11 protein-coding genes are annotated in these 12,006 nt (G+C 35.2%); all 11 read left to right on the forward strand.

Features of this window, described 5'->3' with window-relative positions:
* Positions 1-735 precede the first annotated feature (735 nt).
* Positions 736-2,673 carry a lasso peptide isopeptide bond-forming cyclase gene (locus AC1DIT_RS03550; RefSeq protein ID WP_016132428.1) on the forward strand — a complete coding sequence of 646 codons (1,938 nt, stop codon included), beginning with the start codon at positions 736-738 and terminating at the stop codon, positions 2,671-2,673.
* Between the two features lie 14 nt (positions 2,674-2,687).
* Positions 2,688-2,819, forward strand: a complete 132-nt coding sequence (locus AC1DIT_RS03555; RefSeq protein WP_000808480.1) for a paeninodin family lasso peptide — start codon at positions 2,688-2,690, stop codon at positions 2,817-2,819.
* A gap of 107 nt (positions 2,820-2,926) precedes the next feature.
* Entirely contained in the window at positions 2,927-3,856 is a 930-nt protein-coding gene (locus AC1DIT_RS03560) for a hypothetical protein (protein WP_016112625.1), read from the forward strand.
* Positions 3,856-4,155, forward strand: coding sequence for a lasso peptide biosynthesis PqqD family chaperone (locus AC1DIT_RS03565; RefSeq protein WP_016112624.1), 300 nt, complete (start codon positions 3,856-3,858; stop codon positions 4,153-4,155). The genes AC1DIT_RS03560 and AC1DIT_RS03565 overlap by 1 nt, the downstream gene beginning before the upstream one ends.
* 45 nt (positions 4,156-4,200) lie before the next feature.
* Positions 4,201-4,653 (forward strand): lasso peptide biosynthesis B2 protein, encoded by a 453-nt coding sequence (locus AC1DIT_RS03570; protein WP_001021513.1) that lies wholly within the window; start codon positions 4,201-4,203, stop codon positions 4,651-4,653.
* Positions 4,654-4,675: 22 nt separating this feature from the next.
* Complete coding sequence (locus AC1DIT_RS03575) at positions 4,676-5,863, forward strand: nucleotidyltransferase domain-containing protein (RefSeq protein ID WP_016132427.1); 1,188 nt, start codon at positions 4,676-4,678, stop codon at positions 5,861-5,863.
* A gap of 2 nt (positions 5,864-5,865) precedes the next feature.
* Positions 5,866-7,668, forward strand: a complete 1,803-nt coding sequence (locus tag AC1DIT_RS03580; RefSeq protein WP_016132426.1) for an ABC transporter ATP-binding protein — start codon at positions 5,866-5,868, stop codon at positions 7,666-7,668.
* Between the two features lie 1,061 nt (positions 7,669-8,729).
* Positions 8,730-9,164, forward strand: coding sequence for a 3-hydroxyacyl-ACP dehydratase FabZ (fabZ, locus tag AC1DIT_RS03585; protein ID WP_003202177.1), 435 nt, complete (start codon positions 8,730-8,732; stop codon positions 9,162-9,164).
* A gap of 550 nt (positions 9,165-9,714) precedes the next feature.
* Positions 9,715-10,449 carry a YveK family protein gene (locus AC1DIT_RS03590; protein ID WP_016112621.1) on the forward strand — a complete coding sequence of 245 codons (735 nt, stop codon included), beginning with the start codon at positions 9,715-9,717 and terminating at the stop codon, positions 10,447-10,449.
* Positions 10,439-11,128 carry a CpsD/CapB family tyrosine-protein kinase gene (locus AC1DIT_RS03595; RefSeq protein WP_016132425.1) on the forward strand — a complete coding sequence of 230 codons (690 nt, stop codon included), beginning with the start codon at positions 10,439-10,441 and terminating at the stop codon, positions 11,126-11,128. The genes AC1DIT_RS03590 and AC1DIT_RS03595 overlap by 11 nt, the downstream gene beginning before the upstream one ends.
* Before the next feature lie 97 nt (positions 11,129-11,225).
* Complete coding sequence (locus AC1DIT_RS03600; RefSeq protein ID WP_476998063.1) at positions 11,226-11,993, forward strand: tyrosine-protein phosphatase; 768 nt, start codon at positions 11,226-11,228, stop codon at positions 11,991-11,993.
* The last annotated feature ends 13 nt before the right edge of the window (positions 11,994-12,006 follow it).

Here is a 12,006-nt window from a genome sequence, read left to right on the forward strand (position 1 = left end):
GTTTCGATTAAAGAAGCAGGAGAATAAAGTAATAGAGAACATAACACGTGAAAAATCAACTTTAATTAGTAGGTTAATAATAAATTATATAAAATATCATAGCACAGAAATTTTTAAAATATAAAAAGATGAAAATTCTCCTGTGTATTTGTAAGATATAATGTTTATCCTGCTATTTGTGAACATTAAGAAGATGGATGGAATGCTCGTAAAAGCTCGATTGATGAGATCAATATTCAGTAGGTATGTAGAACCTCCTACTGATTAAAGTTTTACTGTATTATTTGTTCTTACAGTTGCTAAAAAAGATACATAAATATTCATTTTTTTGAGTATATAGATGCTTGACAATACAATAGTGAAATGGTAATCTGATTTTATATTCTTTATAAAGAATATAAACGTTTTATTGGTATATTAAATTCAAGAATTTTTATTCATATAAAATTCAGATGGTAATATTTTGATTCGAATTAAGAAAATCAAACCTTTGTTCTTTTTTTTGAGAAAATTAAAATGCAAGGGTTTACAATAGGATAGGTAACCTGGAAGCTTGAACACTTCAACTGAAAATAGATTTAAGGCTATAAAATCGGGCTTTAAAATTTGTTATGCGTAAACGAGGTAGTTTGAGGAAAGGTTTTTCTGGTATATTAATAACATTTTTTTGATATATCTGGTAATTGGCTTATCCATCGGGTTTTCCCTTAATTGTCTCGTAGTGGGAGGAAAAAAATGAGTGCAATAACCGGAATTTATCATTTAAATGGAGAACCGGTACCACCTGAACATAGGATTGGAATCATGAAGGATTTATCTCGTTATCCAGGTGACAATACCGATATATGGCACAAGGAAAATATTTTTTTGGGCTCCCATGCAAAATGGATAACATCTGAATCTATTAATGAACAATTACCTTACTATGATTATGAAACACAATTGGTTATAACTGCTGATGCTATTATTGATAATCGCAATGAATTATTCGATAGATTGCAAGTAGAAAAGGTACATAGAAGAGAGATGCCTGATAGTAAGTTGATTTTACTCGCTTATCAAAAGTGGGGAGAGCATGTACCAAAGTATCTAATTGGTGATTTTGCTTTTATGATTTGGGATGAGAGAAAGCAATTACTTTTTGGTGCACGTGATTTTTCAGGAAGTCGGACTTTTTACTTTTACCGCAATCAAAATCAATTTGCTTTTTGTACTAGCATACAACCGCTGTTTTCTTTACCGTACGTCGGGAAGGAATTGAATGAGCAATGGTTAGCTGAATATTTAGCAATACCTAATATGCTTGATACAATAGATGCATTTTCAACAGTGCATAAAAATATAGAGCAAGTCCCCCCTTCTCATACTATCTCCGTAGTTAAGGGAAGAGTTAGTATTGCGAAATACGACACACTATTTGTAGAGGAGCAGTTGCAACTCAAATCAAATGAAGATTATGAAGAGGCGTTCAGGGACGTATTTGAAAGTGCAGTAACATCAAGGTTACGTACTCATCGTAATGTTGGTTCTCATTTAAGTGGGGGATTAGATTCAGGTGCTGTTGCTAGCTTTGCTGCGAGAGCCCTGCAAAAAGAGAACAAAAAATTATATACATTCAGCTCAGTACCTGCAGAAGGGTTTACTGATTGGACTCGTGGTCATACGATTGCTGATGAAAAGCCATTTATTCAAACTACAGTACAACATGTAGGGAATATTGAAGGGAATTATTTGAATTTTCCGGGAGAAAATTCTTTCTCAGAAATTGATGATTGGCTTGAGATTATGGAGATGCCATATAAATTTTTCGAAAATTCCGTCTGGGTGAAAGGAATTTATGAAAAAGCCCAACAACAAGGGATTGGGGTGCTCTTAAATGGAGCGAGAGGAAATTTCACAATCTCTTGGGGGCCAGCTTTAGATTATTATGCGATTTTACTTAAAAACTTCAACTGGTTGCAACTTTATCGTGAAATTGATTTGTATGGTAAGAACGTTGGGGTCAAAAAATCGAGAATACTGAAAGTTGTAGGGAAGAAAGCATTTCCATCGATAAACAACATGTTTTCCTCGGAACAGCAATACGAACTGCCAACGCTAGTTAATTCAGAACTTGCAAAACGTACTGATGTATTTAGAAAGCTTGAAGAACATGGTGTGAAAGTAACAGGGGCTTCTATCCCAAATATATATGAAATAAGGCAGAAACATTTTGAACAGCTAAACTTGTGGAATACAACGGGTACAAGTGGAACAAAGCTCTCCTTGCGCTATGGTTTACAAGGGCATGATCCAACGAATGACTTACGGGTAATTCGATTCTGTTTATCGTTACCACTCGAACAATTTGTTCAAAATGGCCTAAATCGTGCACTTGTCCGGAGGTCCACAAAAGGATTTCTTCCTGACAAAGTAAGATTAAATCAACGTGTGCGGGGAATACAGGCAGCTGATGTGGTTCATCGCATGATTCCTTCATGGAAAATGTTTATCGAGGAACTTCAGCAGCTTAGTAAAGACCCAGTGGCCTCTAACTTTTTTAATATAGAGATTATTAAGAGTGCGATTTTGAAAATTCAAGGAGAACCACAAGTAGAATACGTGTTTGATCCGGATTTTAGAATTTTAATGCGTAGTCTTATTGTCTATCGATTTATCAAAAAATATATTTGAAAGGGGGTGAAATTATGAAACAAGAATGGCAATCACCAGTATTAGAAGTGCTTGATATCAACATGACAATGGCTGGACCTGGAAAGAGACTTGTTGACCAAGTTTTTGAAGATGAGGATGAGCAAGGCGCACTTCACCACAGCTAATGCACTAATATTTAAATGAGATTTATATGCTTTACAGCCCTTATATAGTTTAATTACGGTATAAGGGTTTTTTTTAATCAATTTTTCAACTATTTGGAGTGAGAAAGATGATACATACTGTAAAGAAAGAGATTTACAAAGCCTTCGGATTAGCCCTATTAAGTGAGATTCCCCTGCCGGAATTGCCTCAAGTAAGTAATTACGAAAATGAAGTAGACGTAAAAATAGAAACTGCAGATTTGTCCCAATTATGGGGAGAGTTATCTTCTCCGAAGTCAGTATTTGTAGTTGAAGAAGAATTAATTATGTTTCAAATCCCCGAAACTGCTACGTTTTGTATTCAAAATGGAGAAAAAATTATTGTTTCACCTATGAAAGGGTCCGATCAAGATAAGATTCGGCTTTATGTTCTTGGGACTTGTATGGGGGCATTGTTGATGCAGAGAAAAATACTCCCTCTGCATGGAAGTGCAATAGCCATCAATGGAAAGGCGTATGCTTTTGTAGGAAGATCGGGAGCTGGAAAATCAACTCTTGCATCAGCCCTTTTAAGCAAAGGCTATCAGCTTTTAAGCGATGATGTAATTGCTGTGTCTCTTTCTGAGGATAATACTCCTTTTGTTACACCATCTTACCCGCAACAAAAGTTATGGAAAGAGAGTCTTGATCAGTTCGGAATGGAGACAGCGCATTATCAGCCATTATTTGAAAGGGAAACTAAATATGCTGTCCCTGTTACAGCTAACTTTTTCGAGGAACCATTACCATTGGCAGGTGTATTCGAATTAGTGAAAGTAGAAAATGGGGATGTTGAACTTCAGCAGATTGAAGGACTGGAGAGACTACGTACATTGCTGCGTCATACATATAGGAATTCATTAATCCCACGATTGGGGATGATGGAATGGCATTTTATGCATTCTACAAATATCGTAAACAAAATAGATATGTTTCAATTGAGACGTCCTATTTCAAAGTTTACGGCACATGATTTAGTATCCAAAATTCTAGAGTCTTTAAAAGAGGGGGAAAAATAATGAGTAGTAAACAAGCAATTTCATTACACAGTTTTGTTGTACAAGGTCAGGAAAATGTAGTGAGCGATATGGATGGGGAGAAAGTGATGATGAGCATCCATAATGGGAAATACTATAACTTAGGAGGTATAGGTGGTGAAATTTGGAGTTTAATTAATGAATTAATATCTGTCAATCAAGTGATTGATATATTATTGTCTCGATATATGATTGAAGAGGCAGAATGTAAGGAACAAGTACTCTCTTTCTTAAATCATTTGTATGCAGAAGGGTTAATCTCGGTTGATGAAAAACTTTGATCTTTAATTGAACGTTCCAGATTTAATAGATTAGGAGTAGGATCGATGAATATCATAAATAAAGCCAAAGCTTTCTTGTCGTTCGATATGGGAACAAAATTATTACTTATAGAAGCTTTCTTTTATTTAGGCTGGGCTCGTATTCTTAAAAGTATACCGTTTTCTAAAGCTGCTCCTATATTAGGAATTCATATGGCAGAAACGTCTTTAAGCTATGATGAATCGGAAAAGATTACGTTAAGGAAAATTTCTCAAGCAGTGCATATGATGAGCCGTTATACATTTTGGGAAAGCCAGTGTCTCGTTAAAGCTATCGCTGCAATGAAAATGTTGGAGAAGCGACAGATTGAAAGCACCCTTTACTTAGGGACCGCGAAAGATGAGACAGGAAATATGATTGCCCATGCGTGGTTACGTAGCGGGCCCTTTTATATTACTGGCGTAGAAGAAATGAAGAGGTTTACTGTTGTTGGTAAATTTGCAAAAAGGATAGGGTAAAAAAATCTTGAAGGAGAATGAGATGTATACCGGTTGTAATCTTGATTTGAGTCATTTACCTAAAGAACTAAAATTGTTACTTGAAATTATAAAGAAAGAAGATAAAGAGATACAAGAAATCCCGGGAGACTGGTTCATAAATATTGATTGGAACAAATTTTTGAAACTGGCGCTGCATCATCGTATGTACGCGTTCATTTATCCAAAAATGAAATCTATTGATAAACAGTTAGTTCCATCAAATGTTATGCAAGTATTAAGTACATATTTTAAAAGGAATACATTCCATATGCTTCATTTAAGTGGGGAAATGGGAAAGGTAAGTAAATTATTTGCTGAAAACCAACTTCGACTTCTATTTTTGAAGGGCCCTATTCTTGGCGCAGACCTATATGGAGATGTTTCCCTTCGAACATCAGGGGATCTGGATGCCCTTGTTCCTATAGATGATCTTGGAAAAGTGAACGAATTACTTGTAAAGAATGGTTATGTCAAAGAGGATGATTTTCCGACGGTTATGAATGAATGGAAGTGGAGACGCCACCATACAACTTACATGCATCCGATAAGTAAGGTGAAATTGGAGATTCATTGGCGACTACACCCAGGACCGGGAAAGGAACCACGCTTCGATGAGTTATGGGGGCGAAAGAGGACGAGTCCTGTTACAAATTATCCTGTCTATTTTTTAGGTAGAGAGGATTTGTTTATGTTTCTTGTGACTCATGGGACTAGGCATGGTTGGTCCAGGCTTCGATGGTTAACAGATATTGACCGTATGGTAAGGCAAGAAATAGATTGGAAAGAACTTACTGTTCTGTTAAAAAGATATGGATGTAAGCAGCTGGTAGGTCAGGCGCTTATTTTATCTTCTGAGCTTTTAGATACTCTTATAATAGAAGAAGAGGCAAAAGTATTAATGTCAGGGAGAAGGGTAACGCAATTAGCGCAGCTTGCTATATATTACTTGGAAAATATGATTAACTTGCATACAGATCCCGTTCCAGAAGAAGTTTCAAAATATCATGAGCGATATTTATATTTGTTAAAGACAAGCTCTCAAAAGCTACTGTTTCATCTTAGTTGGTTGTATCCTTATCCTCAGGATGTGGAAACTTTACCACTGCCAAAACAACTGCATGTTTTATATTTCCCTTTGCGGCCGATTTTATGGATTTGGAGGGAAATGAGGTACCGTAAGGAGAAGTGAAAATGAGAAATATTTTATATTTTACAAAGCGATTATACTCTTTTACTGGAAACATTCTCATTGTTAATCTCATGGGAATGGTATTGGTCAGTCTTGTAGAAGGAATCGGCATTTTATTATTAATTCCTATGATAAGTATTAGCGGTATTGCGAAGATGAATGAACAGGCAAGCCCTCTTTCAGGGGTTCTTGGATTCCTAGGTGAGTTTCCAACTAATTTAGGATTACCACTTGTATTAGGAATATATATTATATTGGTCGTGGGACAAGCGCTTTTGCAAAGGAATATAACAGTTCGTAATGCGAAAATCCAGATACGTTTTATTAATCATTTGAGATTGGAAATTTATCGTGGATTGTTGCAGGCCAACTGGAGTTTTTTTGTGAAAAAGAGAAAATCAGATCTTATCAATTCTTTGACAACGGAATTAGGGCGCGTTAGCGCAGGCACTAATTTATTTTTACAGTTGCTCACTTCTTTAATGTTTACATTTATACAGATTGGTTTTGCTTTTTGGTTAGCGGCAGATATAACAATTTTTGTACTATGTTGCGCTGTGGTACTTGCCTTTCTTTCACGAAGATTTATTAAAAAATCAAAAAGATTAGGTGGTCGAACCTCAGAGAATTCAAAAGCGTATCTTGCAGGTATAACTGATCATTTTAATGGAATTAAGGATATTAAGAGTAATACACTAGAACGATCTCGTTATATGTGGTTACGTAATTGGGTGGAAGATGTGGAACGTGAACAGTTTGCATATATTAAGGTGAGAAATAATTCTCAACTCTTTTATAAAATTGCATCAGCTGTTTTCATTGCTAGTCTTATCTTTCTATCTGTTAAGCTGTTTCAGACGAAAACTGAGCAATTATTATTAATTATTCTTATATTTTCTCGTTTGTGGCCACGATTTGCAGGTATACAATCAAACATGGAACAAATTGCAGCGAATCTTCCCGCTTTTAAAGATTTGCTGCAATTACAGGAAGAGTGTAAGAAAAGTATAGAATTGCAAGATATAGAGCAGGATTATAATGGTATAAATCCTATTCAGGTAGAACAATCTATTGAGTGTCAGAATATCTCTTTCCGCTACAATAAAGAAAATGCTGTGTATTCGCTCAAAGATATTAATTTGCGCATCCCTGCAAATTGTATGACAGCTATCTCGGGGCGTTCCGGTGCTGGAAAAAGTACATTAATTGATATCGTAATGGGACTTATGCAGCCGGAGAGCGGTCAATTATTAATAGATAACAAGCCTTTAACAAGTAAGAGCCTATTATCATTGAGGAAATCCATTAGCTATGTTCCTCAAGATCCATTTTTATTTAATGCCAGTATAAGAGACAATTTGAGAATGGTTGAGCCAAATGCAAGTGAGGAACAACTTTGGGAAGCGTTGAAATTTTCTGCTTCCGCTGATTTTGTTAGCAGGCTCTCGCAAGGATTGGATACAATGATTGGCGATAGGGGAGTCAAGCTTTCAGGAGGAGAACGACAACGTCTTGTTCTGGCTAGAGCGATACTTCGAAAGCCTTCTATTTTAGTACTGGATGAGGCAACAAGTGCTCTAGATGCTGAAAATGAAGCGAAAATACAAGAGGCGCTGGAAAGACTAAAAGGAAGTATGACAATTATTGTCATTGCACATAGACTATCTACTATAAGTAAAGCTGATCAGGTTATTGTAATGGATCAAGGACAAATTATTCAACATGGTAGTTTTACACAACTGGCGAAAGATGAAAGTGGTTTGTTTAGTAGCCTACTTGGACAACAGGCCAAAGTAAACATTTAAATATGGCTTGTTATAATTGTTTTTTACAAATTTAAGGAATACACTGCCTTTATTTCTTTCGGGCCGATAACACAATTTGATTATTTATGGTTTGGGGGATAATTGGTATTTGTGTACTGGTCTTTTTATGGAAATATGAGCTTAATTTAATTGTGTGACCAGTAAAAAAATTAGAAATACTTTTTGTGACTTATTAATATACCATCTATATACATGTATAAATATCCGTGTTATAATTTAACATGGAACCTGATTTTATTTATACCATATAACAAAAAGCAGCGAGACCCCTTGTCTTTAGGACTAGGGGTCTTTTCTATTTTTGTATATAAAGGTTTATTAGTGTAGTTGTGATAATATATTTTGAAGCACCTTGTAGACATTTTTATGGTCAGTGATTAATGAGAGGTAGTACCTAAGGAATTGTTGGTATTTTGAATTGCTACTAATTTTATATAAGTAATTGAGAAGGGAAACGATTTGAGGAGATGAAAGAGAGATAGTGAAGAATATTATATAAGTATTTCTTTTTATTCACTTAGGACTTCAGTATTACTAATTACCTTTTGTGATGATATTTTATAGGACTTTTATTAAAGGCTAATCCATAAGGATTTATTTTTTTATAAAGCATAGTGTTCTGGATTGCGAATCTTAATTTCTAGATATACTATTTAAGATAATATAAGAAAAATGAAGAAATTTGTAGAAATTTGTAGAAAATTAAGGATATGATGGTAAAAAGCAGTAAATATTAAATTTTTCTTTCTTATTTTTGTCCTTTATAATGAGCTATGAATACGACACATGAGGCAAATAATGTATATTGCCTTTCCCTAACTTTGATATACACCTTTTTTCCAACCTCCGTGTTAATTGCTATTATTTTGTTATACCGATTAGCGAAGGGAAAAGGGTGTATCTTTTTTGTATGAATAGTCCTAATAGATATTTTGGGTAGAAAGCATTTCTTGTTTTTCGTGACAAAAACAATAGAGAATGGGATAATAAGGACAGTGTGTTGGTGGTATGACCAATTTGGTATATAAGGAGAGAATAATATGCTAGATATTCAACAGATTAAAGAAATTATTCCACATCGTTATCCATTTCTACTAGTCGATCAAATTCTAGAAGTAGAAGAAGGAAAGCGTGCGGTTGGGATTAAAAATGTAACGGCAAATGAGGAATACTTTAATGGACACTTTCCAGATTATCCTGTGATGCCAGGTGTTCTAATTGTAGAAGCATTAGCGCAGGTGGGTGCTGTTGCGGTATTAAAAAAAGAGGAGAATCGTGGACGCCTCGCATTCTTCGCTGGTATTGATAACTGCCGCTTCAAGCGTCAAGTACGTCCGGGTGACCAGCTTCGTTTAGAAGTGGAAATGACACGTGTACGTGGACCAATTGGTAAAGGAAAAGCAGTCGCAACTGTAAACGGTGAAATTGCTTGTGAAGCTGAGGTTACATTCGCGCTTGGTGATAAGAAAGAATAAAGATATGATAAGTTGGGAGGTGAATGAAAATAAACTTTTCATTCATCTCCTTTTTAATAAAAGAAAAGTAAGAGAATTTGTTGATAGGTAGGTTCTCTTTATTTAAACAAACGTTTGATTAAAAAACATAAGGGATTTTCGGGAAAACTTTCTCAACTTAGCGTCTAAAAACGCTGTTGAAAAATAGAATAAAAATTTATAATGGAAAGTTTTTTAACAAGTTATTATAAATATACAGGTGAATTTATAATATATTCACTAATAATACTAACTATATTCACATATTATCAGTATATGGTAAAGGCAAACCCATGCCCGACAAAGGATATCTAAATTTGTCAAATTTATCATTATAATATTTATCAATTTATTAAATGAATTTCTCAACCATTATTGCTATGCTAATGTGAGTTATGTAATATACTAAATAGTTGTCTAGGACTAAACATGATTAGAACTAGATACTAGATTCTTATTGTCAGCCGCAAATCTGACGTTTTATTTATTTATAAGGGAATTTATGACAAATTATTGAAGGCTGGAGGAAGGCATGGAAGAAACAATAAGTTTGAAAGAACTATTTACTATTCTAAGAAAACGTTTAGTTATGATCATCACAATTACGATTGGGGCAGCTCTTGTAAGCGCAATCGTAAGTTTCTACTTTATAACGCCGATTTACCAAGCTTCAACGCAAATTCTTGTTAACCAAAAGAAACAAGAGGGTGTTTTCCAACCTGGGGAAGTACAAACAAGTCTTCAATTAACGAATACATATAAAGTTATTGTGAAAAGCCCAGTTATTTTAGATCAAGTGAAAGAAAAGTTGAAATTGAATATGTCAACTGGAGCATTAAATAACAAAGTTAACGTAGCTAATGAGAAAGATTCGCAAGTTATTGCGGTTACAGTACAAGACAAAGATGCAAAATTGGCTCGTGATATCGCAAATACAACAGCGGAAGTATTCAAAAGTAAAATTGCAAAAATTATGAGTGTAGATAATGTAACAATCCTATCAAAAGCAGAAGTGGCGGAAGGGCAATCTCCAATTAGGCCTAATAAGATGTTAAATGTTGCTATTGCATTTGTCGTTGGCTTAATGGCTTCTGTCGGACTTGCATTCTTACTAGAATATTTAGATAACACATTCAAAAAAGAAGAAGATATCGAAAAATTTCTAGGTCTACCAGTTCTTGGAGTGATTTCTCATATGGAAGATAATGTGAAAAGAAGCAGTCGGTCAAGGGCAAAGAGAGTAGGAGGGCATACAATTGGTTCTTAAGAAAAAAGCATCACGCGTACGTCGTCAGCTTATTGCATATGAACAACCGAAATCATCTATTTCGGAACAATATCGAAATGTACGAACAAATATTGAATTTGCATCCGTTGATAAAAAAATTCGTTCTCTTATCGTTACATCCGCTAATTCAAGTGAAGGAAAGACAACCACAGCTGCTAACATTGCAATAGTCTTTGCACAGCAAGGTAAAAAAGTATTACTCATTGATGCGGATTTACGTAAGCCTGCACTACATCAAATGTTACAAGTTGAGAATATTTTTGGCTTAACAAGTGTATTAACACGTAGTAAAACACTTGAGACATGTGTGGAAAATACAAAGATTAGAAATTTAAACTTCCTGCCATGCGGGCCAATCCCGCCAAACCCAGCGGAATTGTTGGGATCGAACTCGATGAAAGATTTACTTTCAGGAGCATATGGCATGTATGATCTCGTTATCTTTGATACATCTCCGATTTTACCAGTTACTGATGCGCAAGTTATGGCAAATCAATGTGATGCTTCTGTACTAGTTGTCCGAAGTGGCGTAACAGAAAAGGATACGGCGATTAAAGCAAAGCAAGCACTTGATGGCGCAAAGGGTACATTACTTGGCGTTATTCTAAATGATAAAGAACAAACAGGATCTGAGTATTATTATTACGGTTCTAACTAACTAAATAGATGAGAGGAAAGAGAAGACATCTTCTTTTCCTCTTATATTCACAATGTAAAGAGTAAATGAAGAATAGATAGAGAAGGGGTGTAAGGGAATGATTGATTTACATTGTCAYATYTTGCCTAGTRTCGATGATGGRGCASAAKCAATCGAAGAYAGYATYGCGATGGCAAAGGCAGCATGYRAAGAAGGWATTCATACAATCGTTGCYACTCCGCATCAACAAAATGGTGTTTATATTAATCCAGCAGAAGGCATTCTTCGTCAGGTAAAGCAGTTAAATGATAGATTGAAAGAAGAAGGCATTAATTTAACCATTTTACCTGGTCAAGAAATCAGGTTATACGGAGAATTGTTAGAAGACTACGAGTTAGGGGAAATTGTTACATTGAATCGTACGGATAAATACATATTAATTGAATTCCCAGCAAATCATGTCCCGCGCTATGCAGAAAAAATGTTATATGAACTGCGTATAAAAGGAATCACGCCGATCATTGTGCATCCAGAGCGAAATACGGAAATCATCGAACGCCCCGGGGTATTGTATAAGTTCGTAAATCAAGGCGCACTCACGCAAATTACTGCGGGGAGTATAGCAGGAAAGTTTGGAAAGAAAATCAAGAAATTTTCGTTACAACTCATTGAACACCATTTAGCACATGTCATATCATCAGATGCCCATAACACAACAACGCGCTCATTTCACCTACAAGCAGCATATGAGGTAATAGAGAAGTCATTTGGGAGCTCTACACTTTATTATTTCAAAGAAAATACATATTCACTAATAAGCGGGGAGATAATTTACCGAGAAGAACCAGAACAGGTGCGACGTAAGAAAATACTGGGTCTCTTTTAAGTATAAACATTTG

This window comes from Bacillus sp. 05T22, assembly GCF_056396765.1.

Bases quoted from the DNA above. Each gene is read 5' to 3' on its own strand.
- AC1DIT_RS03550 (WP_016132428.1), top strand. From the start codon at position 736: ATGAGTGCAATAACCGGAATTTATCATTTAAATGGAGAACCGGTACCA.
- AC1DIT_RS03555 (WP_000808480.1), top strand. From the start codon at position 2,688: ATGAAACAAGAATGGCAATCACCAGTATTAGAAGTGCTTGATATCAAC.
- AC1DIT_RS03560 (WP_016112625.1), top strand. From the start codon at position 2,927: ATGATACATACTGTAAAGAAAGAGATTTACAAAGCCTTCGGATTAGCC.
- AC1DIT_RS03565 (WP_016112624.1), top strand. From the start codon at position 3,856: ATGAGTAGTAAACAAGCAATTTCATTACACAGTTTTGTTGTACAAGGT.
- AC1DIT_RS03570 (WP_001021513.1), top strand. From the start codon at position 4,201: ATGAATATCATAAATAAAGCCAAAGCTTTCTTGTCGTTCGATATGGGA.
- AC1DIT_RS03575 (WP_016132427.1), top strand. From the start codon at position 4,676: ATGTATACCGGTTGTAATCTTGATTTGAGTCATTTACCTAAAGAACTA.
- AC1DIT_RS03580 (WP_016132426.1), top strand. From the start codon at position 5,866: ATGAGAAATATTTTATATTTTACAAAGCGATTATACTCTTTTACTGGA.
- fabZ (WP_003202177.1), top strand. From the start codon at position 8,730: ATGCTAGATATTCAACAGATTAAAGAAATTATTCCACATCGTTATCCA.
- AC1DIT_RS03590 (WP_016112621.1), top strand. From the start codon at position 9,715: ATGGAAGAAACAATAAGTTTGAAAGAACTATTTACTATTCTAAGAAAA.